The sequence below is a fragment of the Polycladospora coralii genome (assembly GCF_014773435.2).
GTDB lineage: Bacteria > Bacillota > Bacilli > Thermoactinomycetales > Thermoactinomycetaceae > Polycladospora > Polycladospora coralii.
Genome location: NZ_JACXAG020000002.1, coordinates 391,327 through 412,674 on the forward strand (window position 1 = coordinate 391,327; position 21,348 = coordinate 412,674).

General features: G+C 39.1%; 21 protein-coding genes. 16 read left to right on the forward strand and 5 right to left on the reverse strand.

Annotation, left to right across the window (positions count from 1 at the left end; genetic code table 11):
* The first annotated feature begins 10 nt into the window (after window positions 1–10).
* From lepA to IC619_RS06220, 14 genes are all read left to right on the forward strand, one after another.
* A complete protein-coding gene (lepA, locus tag IC619_RS06155) occupies window positions 11–1,828 on the forward strand; it encodes a translation elongation factor 4 (protein WP_283770934.1) in 1,818 nt (605 codons plus the stop codon).
* 115 nt (window positions 1,829–1,943) lie between these two features.
* Entirely contained in the window at window positions 1,944–3,107 is a 1,164-nt protein-coding gene (gene hemW, locus IC619_RS06160) for a radical SAM family heme chaperone HemW (RefSeq protein WP_191138972.1), read from the forward strand.
* A 149-nt stretch (window positions 3,108–3,256) separates the two neighbouring features.
* On the forward strand, window positions 3,257–4,288 hold the full coding sequence (gene hrcA, locus IC619_RS06165) for a heat-inducible transcriptional repressor HrcA (protein ID WP_191138971.1): 1,032 nt from the start codon (window positions 3,257–3,259) through the stop codon (window positions 4,286–4,288).
* A 21-nt stretch (window positions 4,289–4,309) separates the two neighbouring features.
* Window positions 4,310–5,851, forward strand: coding sequence for a TCP-1/cpn60 chaperonin family protein (locus tag IC619_RS06170; protein ID WP_224749477.1), 1,542 nt, complete (start codon window positions 4,310–4,312; stop codon window positions 5,849–5,851).
* Window positions 5,852–5,872: 21 nt separating this feature from the next.
* The gene (gene grpE / locus IC619_RS06175; RefSeq protein ID WP_191138970.1) at window positions 5,873–6,445 is read left to right on the forward strand and encodes a nucleotide exchange factor GrpE; all 573 of its coding nucleotides are present in this window, start codon (window positions 5,873–5,875) and stop codon (window positions 6,443–6,445) included.
* Between the two features lie 42 nt (window positions 6,446–6,487).
* Window positions 6,488–8,323, forward strand: a complete 1,836-nt coding sequence (gene dnaK, locus IC619_RS06180) for a molecular chaperone DnaK (RefSeq protein WP_191138969.1) — start codon at window positions 6,488–6,490, stop codon at window positions 8,321–8,323.
* Between the two features lie 99 nt (window positions 8,324–8,422).
* Window positions 8,423–9,553, forward strand: a complete 1,131-nt coding sequence (gene dnaJ / locus IC619_RS06185) for a molecular chaperone DnaJ (RefSeq protein ID WP_191138968.1) — start codon at window positions 8,423–8,425, stop codon at window positions 9,551–9,553.
* A 43-nt stretch (window positions 9,554–9,596) separates the two neighbouring features.
* Window positions 9,597–10,541, forward strand: a complete 945-nt coding sequence (prmA, locus tag IC619_RS06190; RefSeq protein ID WP_191138967.1) for a 50S ribosomal protein L11 methyltransferase — start codon at window positions 9,597–9,599, stop codon at window positions 10,539–10,541.
* Window positions 10,542–10,558: 17 nt separating this feature from the next.
* Window positions 10,559–11,314 (forward strand): 16S rRNA (uracil(1498)-N(3))-methyltransferase, encoded by a 756-nt coding sequence (locus IC619_RS06195; protein ID WP_191138966.1) that lies wholly within the window; start codon window positions 10,559–10,561, stop codon window positions 11,312–11,314.
* The gene (gene mtaB / locus IC619_RS06200; protein WP_191138965.1) at window positions 11,307–12,650 is read left to right on the forward strand and encodes a tRNA (N(6)-L-threonylcarbamoyladenosine(37)-C(2))-methylthiotransferase MtaB; all 1,344 of its coding nucleotides are present in this window, start codon (window positions 11,307–11,309) and stop codon (window positions 12,648–12,650) included. The genes IC619_RS06195 and mtaB overlap by 8 nt, the downstream gene beginning before the upstream one ends.
* Window positions 12,651–13,127: 477 nt before the next feature.
* Window positions 13,128–13,805 (forward strand): glycosyltransferase family 2 protein, encoded by a 678-nt coding sequence (locus tag IC619_RS06205; RefSeq protein WP_191138964.1) that lies wholly within the window; start codon window positions 13,128–13,130, stop codon window positions 13,803–13,805.
* 16 nt (window positions 13,806–13,821) lie between these two features.
* On the forward strand, window positions 13,822–14,505 hold the full coding sequence (locus IC619_RS06210) for a glycosyltransferase family 2 protein (RefSeq protein ID WP_191138963.1): 684 nt from the start codon (window positions 13,822–13,824) through the stop codon (window positions 14,503–14,505).
* Window positions 14,506–14,789: 284 nt separating this feature from the next.
* The gene (locus tag IC619_RS16725; RefSeq protein ID WP_191138962.1) at window positions 14,790–15,110 is read left to right on the forward strand and encodes a polymorphic toxin type 44 domain-containing protein; all 321 of its coding nucleotides are present in this window, start codon (window positions 14,790–14,792) and stop codon (window positions 15,108–15,110) included.
* A gap of 413 nt (window positions 15,111–15,523) precedes the next feature.
* Window positions 15,524–16,117 (forward strand): hypothetical protein, encoded by a 594-nt coding sequence (locus IC619_RS06220; RefSeq protein WP_191138961.1) that lies wholly within the window; start codon window positions 15,524–15,526, stop codon window positions 16,115–16,117.
* A 76-nt stretch (window positions 16,118–16,193) separates the two neighbouring features.
* Here IC619_RS06220 and IC619_RS06225 read toward each other — a convergent pair whose 3' ends face one another.
* Genes IC619_RS06225 through IC619_RS06245 form a run of 5 tightly spaced genes read right to left on the reverse strand, consistent with a single transcriptional unit; the run spans window position 16,194 to window position 20,071 of the window.
* Window positions 16,194–16,874 carry a glycosyltransferase family 2 protein gene (locus IC619_RS06225; protein ID WP_191138960.1) on the reverse strand — a complete coding sequence of 227 codons (681 nt, stop codon included), beginning with the start codon at window positions 16,872–16,874 and terminating at the stop codon, window positions 16,194–16,196.
* A gap of 33 nt (window positions 16,875–16,907) precedes the next feature.
* On the reverse strand, window positions 16,908–17,582 hold the full coding sequence (locus IC619_RS06230) for a glycosyltransferase family 2 protein (RefSeq protein WP_191138959.1): 675 nt from the start codon (window positions 17,580–17,582) through the stop codon (window positions 16,908–16,910).
* A 43-nt stretch (window positions 17,583–17,625) separates the two neighbouring features.
* Complete coding sequence (locus tag IC619_RS06235; protein WP_191138958.1) at window positions 17,626–18,645, reverse strand: sugar phosphate nucleotidyltransferase; 1,020 nt, start codon at window positions 18,643–18,645, stop codon at window positions 17,626–17,628.
* Window positions 18,646–18,649: 4 nt separating this feature from the next.
* Window positions 18,650–19,363, reverse strand: coding sequence for a glycosyltransferase family 2 protein (locus IC619_RS06240; RefSeq protein ID WP_191138957.1), 714 nt, complete (start codon window positions 19,361–19,363; stop codon window positions 18,650–18,652).
* Between the two features lie 24 nt (window positions 19,364–19,387).
* On the reverse strand, window positions 19,388–20,071 hold the full coding sequence (locus IC619_RS06245; RefSeq protein WP_191138956.1) for a glycosyltransferase: 684 nt from the start codon (window positions 20,069–20,071) through the stop codon (window positions 19,388–19,390).
* A 145-nt stretch (window positions 20,072–20,216) separates the two neighbouring features.
* Between IC619_RS06245 and IC619_RS06250 the strand changes: the two genes are divergently transcribed.
* Entirely contained in the window at window positions 20,217–20,639 is a 423-nt protein-coding gene (locus IC619_RS06250; RefSeq protein ID WP_191138955.1) for an NUDIX hydrolase, read from the forward strand.
* Window positions 20,640–20,657: 18 nt separating this feature from the next.
* Window positions 20,658–21,329, forward strand: a complete 672-nt coding sequence (gene deoC / locus IC619_RS06255; RefSeq protein ID WP_191138954.1) for a deoxyribose-phosphate aldolase — start codon at window positions 20,658–20,660, stop codon at window positions 21,327–21,329.
* The last annotated feature ends 19 nt before the right edge of the window (window positions 21,330–21,348 follow it).

The window sequence follows — 21,348 nt, forward strand, 5'->3', positions numbered from 1 at the left end:
ACGGGAATAAATGATGGATAAAAGAAAAAAACAAGCTATGATCCGTAACTTTTCGATTATTGCTCATATCGATCACGGAAAATCAACATTAGCTGATAGAATATTAGATTCGACAGGAGCGATTCAAGAGCGGGAAAAACAAGAGCAGTTTCTCGATAAAATGGAACTTGAGCGTGAACGGGGAATTACGATTAAGCTCCAATCTGTACGATTGCCCTATCGAGCAAAAGATGGACAAGAATACATTTTGAACTTAATTGATACGCCAGGACATGTGGACTTTGCATATGAAGTATCGCGAAGCTTACAAGCATGTGAAGGGGCTTTACTCGTAGTAGATGCAGCACAAGGAGTAGAAGCGCAAACTTTAGCAAATGTTTATCTCGCTATGGAAAATGACCTTGAAATTCTACCAGTCATCAATAAGATTGACTTGCCAAGCGCTGAACCAGAGCGTGTTAAACAAGAAATTGAAGATGTAGTCGGTTTAGATGCGAGTGATGCGGTCTTAGCATCTGCGAAATCAGGGATCGGGATAGATGAAATATTAGAACAAGTGGTTGAAATGGTACCTCCTCCTGATGGAGATCCTGATGCGCCGCTTCGTGCGCTCATTTTTGATTCACTCTATGATTCTTATAAAGGTGTCATTGTATATATGCGTGTTGTAGATGGTACAGTCAAAAAGGGTATGAAAATTCGAATGATGGCTACTGACACAACGTTTGAAGTAACTGAAGTAGGAGCATATACGCCACACCCGGTTATACTCGATGAATTATCAGTTGGTGAAGTTGGTTTTATTGTAGCGAGCATAAAAAATGTGCGAGACACACGTGTTGGTGATACGATTACAGATGCGCTAAATCCCGCAAAAGAGCCATTGCCTGGATATCGTAAAGTAAATCCGATGGTGTTTTGTGGCGTTTATCCTGTCGATTCTAGTGACTATGAAGATCTACGTGAAGCACTGGAGAAATTGGAACTAAATGATGCTTCCTTATCGTATGAAGCAGAAACATCAACAGCATTAGGATTTGGATTTCGCTGTGGTTTCCTAGGGCTCTTACACATGGAAATTATTCAAGAGCGCATTGAACGAGAGTTTAACATTCCAATTATTACTACAGCGCCTAGTGTTATATATAAGATTTTTCAAACAGATGGGACTGTAATCGAAATCGAAAATCCTACATTGATGCCCGAAACACAAAAAATTGATCATGTAGAAGAACCCTATGTGAAAGCAAGTATCATGGTACCCAATGATTTTGTTGGAACAGTGATGGAATTGTGTCAAAATAAGCGGGGAAATTATGTAGATATGAAATATTTGGATGAAAATCGTGTCAATATCGTCTACGAATTACCTTTAGCAGAAATTGTATATGACTTTTTTGATCAACTTAAATCAAGTACAAAAGGCTATGCCTCATTTGATTATGAATTAATTGGATACCAAACTTCGCATCTTGTTAAGATGGATATTTTGCTAAACGGAGAATCAGTTGATGCCCTTTCATTCATTGTTCACCGTGATCGAGCCTATCATAGAGGGCGTATCTTAGTTGAGAAACTGAAAAAGTTGATCCCCCGGCAAATGTTTGAAGTACCTATTCAAGCCGCAATCGGCCATAAAATCGTTGCACGAGAAACGATCAGTGCCATACGAAAAAATGTATTGGCCAAATGTTATGGTGGAGATATTAGCCGAAAGCGTAAGCTACTAGAGAAACAAAAAGAAGGTAAAAAGCGAATGAAATCAGTTGGAAATGTGGAAGTTCCGCAAGAAGCATTTATGGCTGTATTACAAATAGACGAAAACTGATGATAAAACGACTTTTTCTATGCGGAGCGCTTACCTAGAAAAAGTCGTTTTTAACATCGTGTGCACTCGCCTAATCAGTCGGTGGAAATCACCACTTAAGAAAGAGATGATCAAAATGCGACCACGAGCAGTTTATATTCATATCCCCTTTTGTACACAAAAATGTCATTACTGTGATTTTACTGCGTATGTTGTAGATGGACAACCGGTGGATGATTACCTCACAGCGCTTGAAAAAGAAATGAAAATGATCACGAAAGAGGTTCCACCAGGCCAGATTGAGGCGATTTTTATTGGTGGAGGAACACCTACTGTTTTAACGCCAACGCAAATGGAACGGCTACTAATGGGAATTCAGAAGCACTTTCCTGAACAATCTCCTTCTATTGAATTTACAATTGAGGCTAACCCTGGGACAACAACCCCTGAACTATTAACCGTGATGAAAAAGGGGGGGATCAATCGAATCAGTTTTGGTGTGCAAACTTTTCGAAATACATTGTTGAGAGAGATTGGTCGGATTCATGATAATGCGGACATTAAAAGGAGCGTACAACAGGCACGCCAGGCAGGTTTCCAAAATATATCCCTCGATCTGATGTTTGGACTTCCTCAGCAAACTGTAGCGGATATGGAAGAAACACTGATTGAAGCGATGAAGCTATCACCAGATCATATTTCATGTTACAGTCTTAAAGTAGAAGAAGGTACCTTATTTCATCATTTGCAAGAACGGAAAGAGTTGCCCTTGCCTTCAGAAGAAGAAGAGTTTGAAATGTATCAACTGGTCAGATCATTTCTGGTACAACAGGGTTATCATCAATACGAAGTTAGTAACTTTGCTAAACCTGGATATGAAAGTACACACAATTTAACATACTGGAAAAATGAGTCGTACTATGGATTAGGTACAGGCGCACATGGTTATGTAAAACCTACACGCTATATGAATATAAAAGGGGTTAAGGAATACATTCGGCAGATAGAGGGCGAACAACGACCCATTGCTGACCAATTTAGCGAGCGATTAGAAGAAGAAATTGAAAACTTTATGATGTTGGGTCTGCGCTTACTAGACGGAATAAGTAAACAAACCTTTTATGAACGATTTGGATTTGATGTGGATCAAATATTTCAAGCGGAAATTTCCGATTTAATCAATCAGGGATTCCTATATCTTGAGGGTGACAGGATCAGTTTAACGGAAAAAGGGTTAATTTTTGGTAATCATGTATTTGGGACTTTTATTGGAACGTTGGATAAAATTGAGCATAAATAAGGTTTTAACGGATATTCAAATAAAAGAATATGGAATAGATCACTTCGAAATATGGCTTAGGGTGATTGACATGAATATTATCGTTTGGTACCTTTATGGTAGTATTTTAGCACTCAGAAGAATCGAGTGCTAACAAGGAGGGGAGGCAGATGTTAACCAAGCGGCAACAGTTGATACTATGGTCTATTATTGATGACTATATCGTTTCGGCGGAACCTGTAGGATCACGTACTTTGTCTAAAAAAGAAGATATTCAATTTAGTGCAGCTACGATCCGGAATGAAATGGCAGATCTAGAAGAAATGGGTTTCCTTGAACAACCGCATACATCTGCCGGTAGGATACCTTCGCAAAAAGGTTATCGATTTTATGTGGATCATCTTTTAAAACCCTATATGTGGACCCAACAAGAGGTGATTTTACTTCATGAACTTCATCAACAGAAGGTAGACCGAGCAGAGAAAGTATTTGAACATGCTTCCATATTGTTGTCCCGGTTTACCAACTATATGACGTTCGTGTTAGGTCCCAAAATGTCTGAATCCAAACTTAGACATTTTCAAGTTATCCCCCTGTTGGATCGCACAGTGGTTTCGATATTGGTTACTGATCAAGGTGATGTACATCAACAAAGGCTTACAATGCCAGAGGGAATCTCTTCTGATGTGATGGGAAAATTGGTTAATTTTATTAACCATCATTTATCAGGGATGCCGTTACAGAACCTAAAAAAAGCGATTGAAAATGAATTAAAAGATGAATTAATTCTTTATGTAGAACGATATGATCGAGTAAGTCACTTTTTAGATCAAGTCTTATTTATGAACGCACAAGAGAAGCTCTTTACGAGTGGCGCAAATAGAATGATGGATTTACCAGAATTTCGCGACGTAGATAAAGTAAAATCCCTACTAGATTTAATTGAAGAGTCTGATGTACTTGTCAAGCTATTAGAACCACGTGAAATAGGTGTCCAAGTTAAAATTGGCTATGAAAACCATATTGATGAAATTCGTGATTGTAGTATTATCACGACATCCTATTTGTTTAATGGTGAACCGGTCGGTACGATTGGTATATTGGGACCTACACGGATGGACTATGGAAAAATTATTGGACTAGTGGACTTTTTTGCGAAAGATTTTTCGAAGCAACTCATGAACTTATACGAAATAGAGTAAATAAGAAGGGGATGAATTCCGTTGTCTAGTCGTGTAAATCTCAATTCCGATCGTGAAATAGCTCGAATGAATGCATTAAAGCAAAATTCGGATGCTGTCAATATGGTTGCAGCAGCAGTTGAATCTACATTGGGCCCCAAAGGCTTGGATACCATGCTCGTAGGTGAACATGATGAAGTGCTGGTTACCAATGATGGTGTCACGATCTTGGATAAAATGGAAATGCATCATCCAGCTGCACGTATGATAAGTCATGTAGCCAAAGCACAGCAACAAGAGATGGGGGACGGTACCACAACATCTACCATTTTAGCGGCTGCAATTGTAGATGAAGGTGTGAAACAAGCGATGCGTGGTGTCCCCATCATTAAAGTGATTGAAGGGGTTCGCAGAGGCGTTCGCTTTGCACTTAACAAAATGAAAGAGAAAGCCCAACCGATTTACTCTCTTGATGATGACTGGTTGCAGCGCATTGCATTTACAGCGAGTCGCGAGAATGAAGATATTACGTTGTCCGTCATAGAGGCTGTTCATTTATTAGGACGAGAGAAGTTGCTTGAAAGTGGCTTTAAACTGTCAGATACAGTGCTTGCACATCCACAGACGGAAAGTAATGTCGTAGCAGGATTATTAATTGATCGCTCCGAATTGAGTGCGCATGTTCCTACATTAGGAGATGAGATACGCGTACTTACACTTGCCGATAACTTAGAACCTGAGTATATTGAAGAATTGGCAAAAGGTACTGATGCAGGTTTTGCGAAACAAGAGCAACTTAAAGAAGAGTTTTACGTTGCACTTGAACATTTGATTCATCTACAAGTAGGACTTATCGTCACGTCTGGACACGTAGACCCCCATGCTGAAGAGGTATTGATGGATGCAGGGATGATGATTATTCAGCGTGTGAATGCAAACGACCTCAAAAAGCTTTCTGAACATACGGGCTCACGTCTGATGAAAAAAAGTGGACTTTTTAAGCCGCTTGAAGAGTTAGAAAAAACGTTGGGCCAATGTCAAGAAGTAGAAGATGTGGATTTTCTGAATCGCGTTCGTGTGAGCGGGGGAGCGGGAAAGCCATTTGCCACTATACTGGTCGGAGCAGCTACGACCGATACGGTGCAAGAGAGAGAACGTATTTGTAAAGACGCTGCATCTGCTGTGCAAGCCGCTATACGTGGTGGATATGTACCAGGTGGTGGGGCAGTTGAATTATCGTTAGCTCGCGAACTAGAACAATTTCGTGAAAAAGTGCAAGGCTCTGAGCGTTTTGGCGTATCCGCGGTCGTGGAAGCATTGCAACGGCCGATGAGTCAAATTATTATTAATGCAGGTTTTAATGTATTAGAAAAAGTAGAAAATGTTAAGACCATGCAAGTAAAAAAACAGAGTAGTTCACTGGGTATCGACTGTGATCGTGGCGTAGTGGCTGATATGGTAGAAATGGGTGTAGTAGATCCATTGCTTGTTAAATATCATGCCTTACGTGCAGCAGGTGAAGTGAGTTGTGCCATCTTGCGCATTCACAATGTGGTATCCATGAAAAAAGAGGCAAATAAATAACTTGGAAAGGGGGAGTAGGAAGTGACTTCCAATCAAGAAGAATCCGTAGAAATGAATCAACATGAGGATGTAAAAAGTGAAGAACATGTTGATGAGGGTTTACATAGTGAGCTCGCTCAATTACGCAAAGCACTTGAAGAAAGCGAAACAGCGTCTCAAAAATGGAAGGCGTTAGCCGAAGAAAATGAAAATAAACATCTCAAAGCAGTAGCAGAGTTGGAGAACTTCAGACGTAGAGCGCGTAAAGACCGGGAGGATACACTTAAATATGCCAGTGTTCCTTTGCTTGAATCGTTGTTGCCGGTCTTAGATAACTTTGAAAGAGCGTTAGATGCTGCTGATCAAAGTGAAGACACAAATGTGTTAAAAGATGGCGTGGAAATGGTATACCGACAATTTTTAAACGCGTTATCAGAAGCAGGACTTGTTCTGATTGAAGCAGAAGGAAAACCGTTTAATCCACACGAGCACAATGCAGTAGCTAGAGAAGAGCAGGATAAAGTGGAATCGGATATCGTGCTTGAGGAATTTCAAGCAGGGTATCGCTATTTAGATCGTGTGATTCGACCATCAATGGTAAAAGTAAGTAACTAAATCAATCAATTCAAACAAAGTCTTTGTAGGAGGGCATTATAAATGGGTAAAGTGATTGGAATCGATTTAGGAACAACAAACTCTTGTGTTGCTTTTATGGAAGGAAAAGAACCGACTGTAATTCCGAATGCTGAAGGCGGTCGTACAACACCGTCCGTAGTAGGGTTTTCCAAATCAGGGGAGCGTCTTGTAGGTGAATCAGCTAAACGTCAAGCGATTACGAATCCTGACAAGACCATTATTTCTGTAAAACGCCATATGGGTACAGATCATAAAGAAAAAGTAGAGGATCAATCATATACACCACAAGAAATTTCAGCTATGATTTTACAAAAACTGAAAGCGGATGCTGAAAGTTATTTAGGTGAAACCGTAACACAAGCTGTTATTACGGTGCCTGCTTATTTTAATGATAGCCAACGTCAAGCAACAAAAGACGCTGGTAAAATTGCTGGCTTAGAAGTACTTCGTATCATCAATGAACCAACCGCAGCTGCACTTGCATATGGTCTCGACAAAAATGAAGAGCAAAAAATTCTTGTTTTCGACTTAGGTGGCGGTACATTTGACGTTTCCATCATGGAAATGGATGAAGGGTTCTTCCAAGTCATTTCAACTAGTGGGGATAATAAACTAGGCGGAGATGATTTTGACCAAGTCATTATTGATTTCCTAGTTGCAGAGTTCAAAAAAGAACATGGTATTGATATTTCTAAAGATAACATGGCCTTACAGCGCCTAAAAGATGCGGCTGAAAAAGCGAAAAAAGATTTGTCAGGTGTACTCACAACAACAATTTCTTTACCTTTCTTAACTGCAGATGCATCAGGACCTAAGCACTTAGAAGTGACCCTTACACGAGCTAAGTTTGAAGAGTTAAGCAGTACATTGATTGAGCGTACGATGGTACCTACTCGCCAAGCTTTGAAAGATGCGGGTTTAAGTGCCAGTGAAGTGGATAAAGTGGTACTAGTCGGTGGTTCTACACGAATTCCAGCCGTACAAGAAGCGATTAAAAACTTGATCGGCAAAGACCCAAGTAAAGGTGTAAATCCTGATGAAGTGGTAGCGATGGGAGCTGCTATTCAAGGTGGTATTATTGCTGGTGATGTAAAAGATGTTGTGTTGGTAGACGTGACACCTCTATCACTTGGAATTGAAACGTTAGGCGGGGTCTTTACAAAAGTAATTGAACGTAATACAGCCATTCCTACAGACAATTCGCAAGTTTTCTCTACAGCCGCTGATAATCAAACCAGTGTAGATATTCATGTGCTACAAGGTGAACGTCAAATGGCTGCCGATAACAAAACACTAGGGCGTTTCCAACTAACGGATATTCCACCAGCACCACGTGGCATTCCACAAATCGAGGTTACCTTTAGCATCGATCGTAATGGTATTGTCAATGTATCAGCTAAAGATAACGCGACCGGTAAGAGTCAAACGATTACGATTCAATCCTCTAGTGGCTTAACGGATGAAGAAATTGATAAAATGGTGAAAGATGCTGAAATGCATGCTGAGGAAGATGAGAAGCGCAAAGAAGAAGTAGAGATTCGTAATAATGCCGATCAACTCATTTTCACTACAGATAAAACAATTAAAGATTTAGGCGATAAAGTAGATGAGGCTGAAGTAGAAAAAGCAAATGCGGCCAAAGAAGAATTGAAAAAAGCAATTGAGAGCGATGATACAGAGGCGATTAAAACAGCTTCTGAAGCCTTACAAAATGAGGTACAGCAACTTTCTGTGAAGTTGTATGAGCAAATGCAAAAAGAAGCAGAAGCTGCACAGGGCGCTGAAGGTGAAGAAGCGAAAAAAGATGATGTAGTAGATGCTGACTATGAAGAAGTAAAAGAAAACGAAACCAAATAGATAGACCAAGTCAAGCTTTGAGAACGGAAGGTCAATTGCGGGTATGCTCGACTTGACTTTCTGTTTCTCTATTTTTATTAGGAAGGGGAGGTGACCGAAGTGAGTAAACGAGACTATTATGAGGTGCTTGGAGTTGAGCGTGGTGCTTCTGAAGACGAAATCAGAAAAGCTTATCGCAAGCTGACGCGTAAATATCATCCAGACGTCAATAAAGAGGCGGATAGTGAAAAGAAGTTTAAGGAAATTAAAGAAGCTTATGAGGTTCTTGGAAATCAACAGAAAAAAGCACAGTATGATCGCTTTGGGCATGCAGATCCATCTGCTGGTTTTGGTGGTGGTCAAGGATTTGATGGTAACGACTTTGGATTTGGTGACATCTTTGATATGTTTTTCGGAGGTGGAGGTCGTCGTAACAACCCAAATGCACCACGACAAGGGGCGGACTTAGAATACCGTGTTCAGATTGAATTAAAAGATGCGGTGTTTGGGAAAGAAGTAGATGTGGTCATTCCGCGTTCACAAACTTGTGATACGTGTCATGGCTCTGGTGCAAAAGAAGGAACAAAACCGGAAACTTGTTCAACATGTCAAGGGACAGGTCAAGCCGAAGTGGTACAAAACACGCCATTTGGCCGTGTGGTAAACCGACGAATTTGCCATACTTGTGAAGGTAAAGGAAAAATCATTCAGCAAAAATGTACGGCTTGTAAAGGTGAAGGTCGCGTTGAGAAGAAGAAAAAGATCAATGTGAAGATTCCTGCAGGTATACATGAAGGTGCACAACTACGCGTCTCTGGGGAAGGAGAAGCAGGAGTAAATGGTGGTCCTCCAGGAGATTTATATATCACGATACTGGTTAAGTCACATGAGTTCTTCATCCGAGATGGCGATGATTTAACATGTGAAATCCCCATTACATTTGCGCAAGCTACACTCGGGGACGAAGTGATTGTACCGACACTTAATGGTAAAGTGAAACTAAAAGTGCCTGCCGGAACACAAACGGGCACTGAATTTCGGATGCAGGGTAAAGGAGTCCCACGCTTAAATGGATATGGTGAAGGTGATCTCCGCGTCAAGGTACGCTTAGTTACCCCGCGAAATTTAAATGATGAACAAAAAGAAGCGATGAGAGCTTTCAATCGCGTATGCGGTGAGTATGTCAATCAAGAGCAGCATGGTGGCTCTAACTTTTTCGATAAAATGAAACAGGCATTTCGAGGAGATTAACGGGTGATATACCCGTTTTTCTTTATAAAAGGAGAATTTTAAAGTGAACTGGATTGAAGTAAGTGTACACACCTCACATGAGGCTTTAGAAGCAATAAGCTTTCTCCTTCAAGAGTTAGGGGCAGAAGGTGTAGCGATAGAAGACTCTAACGTAGTGAGAGAAAATTGGGAACAAGGATACGGAGAAATCATTGCCTTAAATGCATCCGATTATCCGCTTGAAGGAATTCGTATCAAAGCGTATTTATCAGAACTGGTTGGACTGAATATCGATGATTTTCTCAAACAAGTAGAATCCGGTTTAGGACGTATCCAAGCGGCAGGCATTGTAATTGAACCTGCTACGATTGAGCATCGCGTGATTCATGAATCCTCATGGGAAAATGAATGGAAAAAATACTATAAACCAGTCCAAATCAGTAATCGGTTAACCATAAAGCCGACTTGGGAAGCATACACGCCGTCGCATTCGGATGAGATGGTAATTGAACTTGATCCAGGGATGGCTTTTGGGACCGGAACGCACCCAACGACTAGACTTTGTTTATCCAGTATGGAAAAATATCTAAAACCAAATATGAAAGTGATCGATGTAGGATGTGGAAGTGGTATACTAAGTATTGCTGCTGCTAAACTAGGTGCCCAATCTGTTCTAAGCTTAGACTTAGATCCGGTAGCAGTGGAAAAAGCGAAGGAGAATGTATTGCAAAACCAGGTTCATTCTATCATTACAGTTAAAACAGGTGACCTGTTAAAAGAAGTATCAGAGTGTGCAGACCTGGTGGTATCCAATATATTAGCAGAAATCATTATCCAGTTTGTTCATGAACTTCCGCGTGTGTTACGGCCGGGGGGTTTCTTTATTGCTTCTGGTATTATTAAAGGGAAAGAAAAAGAAGTTAGTGAGCGAATTCAAACAATGGGGCTCACGATACTGGAAACCATTCACCAAGACGACTGGGTAGCGATTGTGGCAAAAAAATGGTAGACTGGTAGGAGTGTCAAATGCAAAGATACTTTGTTGCAGAACATGCAGTCATTGAAAATGAGCAAAAGATTTTCATTTCTGGAGATGACTATCACCATATAAAAAATGTGATGCGTGCACAAATCGGCGATTCGATTATTTGTACGAAGGGTCTAGGAAATGATTATTACTGCGAAATTATGGCGATTAATCAAGATGATATTGAAACGCAAATTATAGAGAAAACGCCTTCTCAAGGCGAACCGCTTACAAAGGTGACGATTGCACAATCATTACCTAAAGGTGACAAGTTAGAATGGATTTTACAAAAATGCACTGAACTTGGTGCTACAACTTTTATTCCATTTACATCAAAAAGAACGATTGTTAAAATAGATGAACGAAAACAAGCAAAGAAGCATGATCGTTGGATGCGGATTGTCAAAGAAGCTGCTGAACAAGCTCATCGCGGGCTAATTCCCACTGTTACAACCCCCTACACGTGGGATCAACTGCTCTCAGAGATGGATCAGTACGACGAGGTTTGGATCTGTTATGAAAAGGGTGGAGAGTCACTTGTTACAAGCGTAAAGAATGTAAGTGGTAATCACATCCTCCTTATAGTCGGTCCTGAGGGCGGTTTTGTGGTCGAAGAGATAGAAGCGGCACGAGAAGCCGGAGCAATTCCGATTAGCTTAGGAACGCGTATTTTAAGAACTGAAACAGCCTCCATCATGGCACTTTCTTGTATCTTATTCGGACGAAATGATTTAGGAGGTGAAGTCCATGAGTAAAATTGCTTTTCATACATTAGGGTGTAAAGTAAACTCTTATGAAACCGAAGCAATGTGGCAAATTTTTAAACAAGCAGGTTATGAAAAAGTTTCTTTTGAAGCCGTTGCTGACGTATATTTGATTAACACGTGTACTGTAACCAATACAGGTGATAAAAAAAGCCGACAAACGATAAGACGGGCAATTCGTCGTAACCCAGATGCTGTGATTCTCGTTACGGGCTGCTATGCGCAAACCTCACCAGATGAAGTGGCTGCGATACCTGGAGTCGATATTGTCGTTGGAACACAAGGACGCGACAAGCTCGTTGAATATGTGGATCAATATCGCAAACAGAGAGAACCAATCAATGCTGTGGGCAACATTATGAAGCAACGTGAGTTTGAAGAACTAGATGTTCCGGCTTTTGCTGATCGTACACGAGCATCACTCAAAATTCAAGAAGGATGCAACAACTTCTGTACGTTTTGTATCATTCCGTGGGCGAAAGGATTATCGCGTAGTCGCAAACCGGAAAGTGTGCTCGCACAAGCACGTCAACTAGTAGAAGCAGGTTACAAAGAAATCGTACTCACAGGTATTCATACGGGCGGCTATGGGGATGACTTTGAAGACTATAAATTAGCCGACTTGCTGTGGGATTTAGATCGAGTTGAAGGCTTAAATCGTATTCGGATTAGCTCGATCGAAGCCAGTCAAATTGATGAACGCGTGATAGAAGTATTAAATCAATCAGATAAAATGTGCCGGCACCTGCATATTCCCTTACAGGCTGGGAATGATGAGGTCTTAAAGCGTATGAGACGAAAATATACCGTTGCTGAATTTAAAGAGACGATAGAGCGATTGCAAATTGCGATGCCTAATTTAGCGATTACAACGGATATTATTGTCGGTTTTCCAGGAGAAACGGATGAACAATTTGAAGAGGGGTATCGCTATATCGAAGAATTGGGCATGTATCAGTTCCATGTTTTCCCCTATTCAAAACGTTCAGGTACGCCAGCTGCACGCATGGAAGATCAAGTACCTGAGGAAATTAAAAATGAGCGTGTTCAACGTTTAATTGAACTGTCAAAACAGTCCACGTATGCGTATGCGAAACGCTTTGAAGGAGACGTCTTGGATGTCATTCCAGAGCGTCCTTATAAAGAAGATCCGGACAGTGGACTTTACATGGGTTATTCCGATAACTATCTTCAAGTCGTTTTCCCTGCCACTGAAGATATGATAGGCAAAGTGTGTCGTGTGAAAATAGATGAAGCAGGTCCTGAATATAACAAGGGTACTTTTGTACGCATTGTAGAAGAGGTGCCTCGTCCTGCATCTGCATAATAATGAATATAAAGTCAGTGGCAATCCTAATGTCACTGACTTTCTTATGCGATTGACGATATTTTGCGCTATGACCTGCATGCACTTTTACGTTAGAGTTGATGTGAAGACTGGTCAAATGGGAACTATCTAAAACGTAGGGACGATCAATTTCAATGAACGTTTAAATTCAAGCGGAGATACAACTTACAAAGTGCTTTTGAATGATAATTATCTAATTATTTGGTTTTATCCATCCGTTTAGATTGGCAAGGAGTTGCTTGTATGGTGATGTAGGATCAGTTTGAAATAGATGAAGATGAGCTATTCATACAATCAACTTAAGTGACAATTACATAAGTTATAACTGATCGCGTTTCGATTGAATGAGTTTTATTACACTTTAACCTTGATTTAGATCAGATCACTCCCTTTTTATAAATTATAGCCCCTTTATGGGGATAGGTTGTAATTAAAAGCGAAGATAGGAGGAATGGCATGTCTATTCTGCGAAATGGTGTGTCTGTTATTCAATGTACCAATAAGTTTAATGTTATGGAAAATATCTTCTCTAATTACGGTAGGCAAACATTTAAAAACAAAGAGATGATTTTGATTTTAAATCACGATAATTTTGATGAAAGGGAATGGAGAATTAGAGCGGCTCATTATCCTGCGGTCCGTGTATTTAAAGTACCAGGCGCATATACATTAGGTCAGTGCCTTAATTTAGGAGTGCGCAAAAGTAGATATGAAGTGCTTGCTAAATTCGATGATGATGATTACTATGGAGAAAATTATTTAAGAAGCTCTATGCGTGCCTTGCAAAATACTAAAATTGACTTTGTTGTTCGAAAAAATTATTATCTCTATCTGACAGAGCGACAGGCGCTTTATATCCATCGTAATGGGAGACACGGCGGATGTTTCGTGTGGAGACGATGGATTAGTAGAGAAATTCCTTTTATTAATCAAAATACAGATGAAGACGTGCAATTTATCAATGCGGCACTTGCTAGAGGATGTCAGCTGTTTCGTACGACAGACTTAGATTACGTTTATATACGAAATAACTTAGATCAACATACATGGAAAGTGGGTGTTGATGAACTGATCAGCTATGGCTATCAATTTGTAACAAACACCAGAGATTTTACTCGTTATCTTTCTAAGTAATATGGAGAGGTGTCGAATGGCCAAATCTATTGATGGAGAAGGTATTTCTATCATCATGTGTACAAATAAGCCGCATACTCTTCGAACTGTCTTTGCAAACTATGATCGAGTAAATTATGTGAATAAAGAGATGCACATTATCTTGAACCAACTACAAGATATGAATCCACAAGAATGGGAAGCAGAAGCGGCTAAACATTGTAATGTCTTTGTACACCAAGTATCGTGTGAGTTTACGCTAGGCTACTGTTTAAACTTTGGGGTAGGAAAGTGTCAGTTTGATTATATTGCAAAGTTCGATGACGATGATTACTATGCGCCATCTTTTCTTCAAAACTCAATGAAAGCATTTCAAAATCAAAAGGTTGGAGTGGTTGGTCGTATAAGTTATTATATGTATCTAATAGAACGTGGAGAAATGTATCTAGATTACAACCCCTATTTGCGTGGAGGAACCCTCCTGTTTAGGCGTTGCGTGCATACCAAAATTCCATTTGAAGATACATCCTTAGGGGAGGATGTTAGATTTGTTCAACAAGCTGTAGAACAAAACATTCCGATTGCTGGACTTGATCATCGTGACTTTGTTTATCTAAGGCAAGATAATTTAAAGCATACCTGGCGTGTCGGATTCCAAGATCTCATAAAGAATGCCATATTAATTGCACGTACAGATGACTATAAAAGCTATGTATCCTAGCACAAAAGCCCATTAAGTGTACAAGATAACTCAGCAAGGCAAATGTTGCTCTGTGTTCCCTGCTTTTGGGGGCGTACTTGGAGCAATTATTTTTTGTCTTTAGGGTGGGTTCAGACCTCGACTTCTATAAGGGAGGCTTTAATCAGGTGGAGTAGAGTTCACTAATGTTGTGGTATCATATAAAAAAATGCAATTAAATAGTGGATAAAAATAAATTGTAAATTGAAAAAAATGGAACGAAAAATCGCCAAAATTATAGATGTAAGTGGAGAAATGGAACGTGTGTGGAAGTTAAGGATGGAGAACGTGTTATTACTGAGAATATACGAGAAGCTAGAGATTATAAAAATGCAGTAGGGAAAGATATTCGCTTTGCATATAAAAACCGTCCTGGTGGTCCGTGGGATCCTAAAGAAATGAAAGATTTTATTGGAAAGGAAATTCTCGTGCACGGAAAGTTTTATAACCCTGCAGACTTTGGAAATATCCATTTTGGTGTTATGGCAAAAGTAGCAGGTTTTACACTAGATGAAGCAATTAGTGGTGCCAATGTTGCTCAAGCAGTGTCAGATCCAATACTTAAACAACAAAAGTGGTGCCAATAGGGACCGAATAAAGACCAGTGCGATGATCCTTCCGATACAGCATTAATTATACATGGATACAATGATTATCACTTAAATTATTAATTTTTGTAAAAGAATTGTCTTGAGAGAGATTTCAAGACAATTCTACCTATAACAAGAAAGTGGTGGATAATTCTTTGGGTGATTTTAGGGATTATATGAAATTTTACTTATCATACATTTTAATTTATTTTTCCATATACTTTGTAATATACAGATGTTTTTATATTGCTAATGCAGATGGTTCAATTTATAATTTTATGGGATTAATCTTTCTGTTATTTATTAGTACTATTCTTCTTCCGCTTACATTAGGTATGGGTACCGTGGCTAAAAGGTATCAAAGTGAAATCGCTCGTTTATTCATTTACTGTTCAGGAGGCCTTATCCCTTTGTTGCTCTATTATGGACTTCTCACCTTGCAACTATTTTTAGGGCATACACGTGAAAATCCATTGAGTTTTTATTATACTCCTTTTGTTTTATGGTTAGCTGTTTTGTGTATTTCTTTTCCATTACTATTGGGGGTGACTGATTGTGTGTACCGTTATTTATCAAAGTCATCTAGTAAAATCGTTGAAGAATTGGTCGTTTATATCCGGTTAGCTATCCGTTTTTCTATTATTATGGCGTCCTTTGGTGCTGTACTGTTAGCTGGGGTTACATCTTCAGAGCATTTAGATTCCATTTATTTTATGGTTTTTGTTTTTCTATTGTCCGTTATATTCTTTTTAACGTTTTTCGTCACTTGGAACCTCGTGCTATCCTTCATTATGATCGGCTTGTTATGGTTAGTAAACATATTTAGGCGCACGAGTAATCATCGTCTGTCTTTTATTGCGATTGCATTCGTTCTCACGTTAGGATTGGTGGTTGGGTTCCAGTATGGATATGGATGGAATCAGGTCCACAATCGTGAATCGTGGCAGTATATAGGACTCGTGTTTACGCCGATGCTATATTATTTGTGGGTTCAGTGGCGATAAACTGATATTGTTGCATGAATAGAAATAGACCAGTCGTGATCACTCTCCCGACTGGTCTTCGCTTTAGTATCCATTCCTATTTTACAAAAGGAACATAATTTCTGGTATGAGCTACAAAGGTAGAACTACCGGTTATCTCTTCAAAACTTGCGCGCCAGGTATGCTGTAAGTTGTCATTTCTTACATATACAAAATCACGGTGATCTAATCCTTTAATTGAGATACCTCGATCCATTGCCTCTTGCACAAATGTAATATCTTCTCCAAGTGAGATATCTTGAAATGGGATTTCAGAATTAACCCAGCGACGGAACATCAGTGTACCGCCACGCATTAAGTTATGGTAGTCTAAATATAATTCATTTCGTTCTATGAAGTACAAGTAATACCAACGGCGGGCAACGATGTCTACGTTCGTATTACGAAATTCTTGCATGGAATTTTGCAGATAAGAAGGGCCATAATAGTCATCATCATCAAACTTTGCAATATAGTTATACTTACACAACGTAACACCATAATTCAAGCAATGTCCTAAGCTAAAATTATCTGGTGCCTTGTGCACATGAATATTTTCATATCCAGAGGAAAAGTTTCGCCAACTGTCTAAAAATTCTGGAGAGTCATGATTAACAATGACATGCATCTCTTTTTCACTAAATTTTACACGAAGAAAGTTCGCGATCGCATTCCTTATTAAGAATGGCTTATTCGTGCAAAGGATAATCGACACGCCGTTAGTATACGCAATAGTCATAAAAAACTCCCTTTCTCTATGGTTTTATAAATTTTAAGAAAGGTATTGATAAAAGTAGTCTGTGTGCGTTACATATTTTGTGCTATAATACAAAGATTCTTCGTCTGGTTGCCAAGTATGCTTGTTATTAGGAGAATTACGAATATATACAAAATCATTATAGTGACTAGGCATTTGCACATTAAAACCACAACGATGAGCATCCTCATAGAATCGATTATCTTCCGCTTGACTTACATCGTGGAATCGAACGGCTGATAAGATGCGCTCATGAAATGCGATGCTCCCACCAATCATGTGGTCGGACGTATGTCTGATATGAAGAGTTTGCTTGTCTGCTACATACATAAAGAAATCTTGACGTGCGACAACATCAGCATGATGCTCTTGGAAGGTTTTCATGGTGTTTTGTAGGTAGTTGTAGCCGTAAAAATCATCATCATCCATCCGGGCAATATAATGGAATTTTCTGCGATCAATTGCAAAATTGAGGCATGTTCCTAGTGTAGTATGCTGGGGTAGTTTAAAGATGGATACGTCACCAAAGCGGCTACTTGTATGACGCCAGTGATTTTCGTCCATATGGTCGTCATTTAACACAACAATCAGTTCTTTATTCCAATAATCTTGACGGACAAAGTTATCCATAATATTTTGTAGTGTGTGGTCTTTATTCGTCACACATATTACTGAAAATCCAGTATTCATTATACCCCTCTTTTCCATAAAAATGATGTTCATCTTTCCTAACTTAATAATTGATTTGTGTATCTTGACTCACGATAAAGCGAGTAATATGAGGATCGCTAGTGGTGTGAATAATTTTCGTATTTTCTCCGATGATGCTTTGAGCAATGACAGAGCGGATATCTTGTAGCGTGGAGTTGGCTAAAATAATGGAATCGTTCACTTTGCAATTTCGGATAGTTACATGATCGCCAATCGAAACATTTGGCCCGATTGTTGCGTTTTCAATCACACAGTTCTTGCCGATTACGACAGGGGGAATAATTTTCACTTGCTTAGAAATAAGTGTTTGTGGAAACGGAGTTAAGGGGATTTGTTCGAGCTCTCTTTGATTAGATTTGAGCCAACGATCAAATGTACCTACATCAGAAAAATATTGATCGGTAATGGAATAGGCGATTTGAAATTGGTTTTGAATGAGCCAATGAATGGCGTCAGTTATCTCATACTCTCCACGATGTGAGGGTTGAATAGATTGAATCGCTTGAAAAATAGAGGAGTCAAATGCATATGCACCGATTACAGCTAAATTTGAAGTGGGTGACTTGGGTTTTTCTTCTATATGAGATATCACATTACCATTTAATGTAGCAATTCCAAAATCTTCGGGGTTTGGTACTTCTGTGAGCAGGATAGAACCGTTTTTATGGTCATGAATGATATGATCAACCAGAGGTTGAAGCGGCTCGTAAATGATATTATCACCTAGTACGAGCAGAAAAGGTTCATCTTGGATAAATTCTTGTGCTTGTTTCACAGCATCTGCTAGCCCTTTGGGTGAATGTTGATAGATATAAGATATGGAGATGTCGTCAATAGACAGCTGTTTAAAAAATAACGCATACTTTTCCTGATCTGTAGGATTAATGACGATCCCAATTTCTTTAATCCCACATTTTACTAAACTTTCGATACCGTACTGTAAGATCGGTTTATTTGAAACAGGGAGAAGTGATTTAGGTGTGGAGTGAGACAAAGGATATAATCTGGATCCTCTTCCTGCTGAGAGAATGAGTCCTTTCATAAGATCACCTCTTTTCAATGGGGGTAGAATCTAAATAAGGAAGGAAACTGTCTGTATGTGCAATATATTTTGTATCATAATACAGTTCATCATCATGAACAGGCTTCCATGTGTGATGAAAATTTTGGGAGTTTCTCACGTATACAAAATCTTTTAGATGCGAAGGTTCTTGAATATTAAAATGATGCTTTTTACAGTCGTTATAAAAGACAATATCTTCACCATTGGTAATATCTGCGAAACGCACCTTTGAGAAAACATTTTTATGATAAAACAGGGAGCCACCGATCAAATGATTATCTGTATAACGGGTGTGTAAAGTTTTCAGATCGGCAATATACATATAAAAGTGTTGTCTGCCCACTACGTCAGCTTTTGTTTTTAGCAAGATCTCTAAAGAGCTTTGTAAATAATTGAATGAGTAATAGTCATCATCGTCAAAACGTGCGATAAACGGAAAGTTGCTTTTATCTACTGCAAAATTGAGACAAGCTCCCAGACTGAAATGTCCAGGTAAACGATATACTTTTATATCATTATGTTGAGCAGCAGATTTACGCCAGTGCTCTTCATCCATTTCGTCTGAATTTAAGACAATAATTAATTCTTTCAAAGCGTATTGTTGACGACTATAATTTTGTAATATATTAGATATCATGTGATCTTTGTTTGAGGGGCAAATGATAGAAATTCCTTCAAAATTTTTTGTTTTGGTCATTTTGAATCCTCATTTTATTAAGATTTAAGAAATATAAGGGTGAAAACTATCGGTGTGTGTAACGAACGTAGTATTGTAGTATAGGGTATGTTCATCCGGTTGCCAGGTGTGGTGTTTGTTGTTACTTTGGCGAATATACACAAAATCCTTAAAGGTGGGTTGAGCCATTGGAATTTTGTTTGCTACGCAGCCGCTATAAAAAGCGTCATCTTCTCCTGTGGATCGGTCTTCAAATGGTATTTTTTTCCATATTTTTTTATGGAAAAGGAGTGATCCACCTATAAGGTGGTTATCGGTATGACGAATGAGAAGTTCTTGTTTATCTTGAATATACATATAGAAATCTTGTCTTCCTACCACACCTGCATTTTCATTTAGAAGTGTATGCATAGAATTTTGTAAGTAGGTTGAAGCATAGTAGTCATCATCATCAAACTTGGCAAGATAATTAAACCTGCTTTTTCGGATTGCAAAATTTAAACATTTTCCTAAGGAGAGTTCTTCTGGTAATTGGTATACAGTTACATTGTGTGAGTTGGATTGATGAGCAAACTTTCTCCATTTTCTTTTATTAATGCGGTTGTGATTTAATATTATAATCATTTCTTTATTCCAGTAATCTTGCCGCTGATAATTATTGAAAATATTGTGCATCATATGCGGTTTATTGGTACAAACAATGACAGATACCCCAGTATTTTTACTCACAATGGTCTCACCTCATTTGCGTTTCATATTGTCTGGTTCATCATGATATTCTCACCTGTATTCTATGTTATTATATGATTAGTTTTACACTGTGACTGTTTATCTGTACTGTTAAAACTACTTTTGGGATAGAAGGATGAAAATAATGAAGGAAATATCAGCTGGTGGTGTCGTGTTTCGAAACACGGAAAAAGGGATTGACCTATTATTGATTGAGGATCGGTATGGAAAGTGGACATTACCGAAAGGGAAAAGAGAAGCAGGAGAAACGTGTGAAGAAAATGCTTTACGAGAAATAGCGGAGGAAACAGGGATTCAAGGAGAGATTGTTTCTTTTATTCAAAAAGTGCATTATCAATATAAACACGACATTTTGGAGACGATAAATAAGGAAGTAACGTATTATTTGGTAGAAGCAAAGGTGGGGATTGAGCGACCTCAGCTCGAAGAAATTTCTGATGTGACTTGGTTTTCACCTAAGCAAGCATGGCTTAAACAGATTGAAAGTGGTTACAGCAATAATCAAGTTGTATTCGAAAAAGCATATCATTTATTAGGATTACGATGATGAAGGAGAGCTATACTTATGGATTCCCAAAAAATTGTATCAATGATTGATCACACTTTATTAAAGCCCGATGTGAAAGAGGACCAAATACATAAGCTATGTGAAGAAGCGAAGACATATCGATTCGCATCCGTATGCATTAATCCATATTGGGTGCCCCTAGCAAAAAAAAACCTTCAAAACAGTGACATTATGGTGTGTACCGTAATCGGATTTCCGCTTGGAATCAACACCAAGGAAGTAAAGGCATTTGAAACCAAGAATGCAGTAGAAAATGGTGCAGATGAGATTGATATGGTCATGAATATCGGTGCCTTTAAATCAGGTTCTGATCAAGATGTAAAAGAAGATATTCAAGCCGTTGTCGCAGCAGCACAAGGGAAAACAGTAAAGGTGATTTTAGAGACCGGATTGTTAAATGAATCAGAAATTAAACGCGCTTCACAGATTGCAAAAGAAGCAGGCGCACACTTTGTAAAAACATCGACTGGTTTTGGATACGGTGGTGCTACGGTGGAAGCTGTGCGTGCGATGAGAGAAACTGTAGGCCCATCTTTAGGGGTAAAAGCATCTGGTGGTGTACGTGACTTGACGTCAGCTGAGCAGATGGTCGATGCTGGTGCGAATCGGTTAGGAGCAAGTTCTGGTGTCGCAATTGCGAAAAGAGAGCGTGCTGACTCGTCTTATTAAGGAGCATTTCAGAGATGGG

Bases quoted from the DNA above. Each gene is read 5' to 3' on its own strand.
- lepA (WP_283770934.1), top strand. From the start codon at position 11: ATGATGGATAAAAGAAAAAAACAAGCTATGATCCGTAACTTTTCGATT.
- hemW (WP_191138972.1), top strand. From the start codon at position 1,944: ATGCGACCACGAGCAGTTTATATTCATATCCCCTTTTGTACACAAAAA.
- hrcA (WP_191138971.1), top strand. From the start codon at position 3,257: ATGTTAACCAAGCGGCAACAGTTGATACTATGGTCTATTATTGATGAC.
- dnaK (WP_191138969.1), top strand. From the start codon at position 6,488: ATGGGTAAAGTGATTGGAATCGATTTAGGAACAACAAACTCTTGTGTT.
- IC619_RS06195 (WP_191138966.1), top strand. From the start codon at position 10,559: ATGCAAAGATACTTTGTTGCAGAACATGCAGTCATTGAAAATGAGCAA.
- mtaB (WP_191138965.1), top strand. From the start codon at position 11,307: ATGAGTAAAATTGCTTTTCATACATTAGGGTGTAAAGTAAACTCTTAT.
- IC619_RS06205 (WP_191138964.1), top strand. From the start codon at position 13,128: ATGTCTATTCTGCGAAATGGTGTGTCTGTTATTCAATGTACCAATAAG.
- IC619_RS06210 (WP_191138963.1), top strand. From the start codon at position 13,822: ATGGCCAAATCTATTGATGGAGAAGGTATTTCTATCATCATGTGTACA.
- IC619_RS06225 (WP_191138960.1), bottom strand. From the start codon at position 16,874: ATGACTATTGCGTATACTAACGGCGTGTCGATTATCCTTTGCACGAAT.
- IC619_RS06230 (WP_191138959.1), bottom strand. From the start codon at position 17,582: ATGAATACTGGATTTTCAGTAATATGTGTGACGAATAAAGACCACACA.
- IC619_RS06235 (WP_191138958.1), bottom strand. From the start codon at position 18,645: ATGAAAGGACTCATTCTCTCAGCAGGAAGAGGATCCAGATTATATCCT.
- IC619_RS06240 (WP_191138957.1), bottom strand. From the start codon at position 19,363: ATGACCAAAACAAAAAATTTTGAAGGAATTTCTATCATTTGCCCCTCA.
- IC619_RS06250 (WP_191138955.1), top strand. From the start codon at position 20,217: ATGAAGGAAATATCAGCTGGTGGTGTCGTGTTTCGAAACACGGAAAAA.
- deoC (WP_191138954.1), top strand. From the start codon at position 20,658: ATGGATTCCCAAAAAATTGTATCAATGATTGATCACACTTTATTAAAG.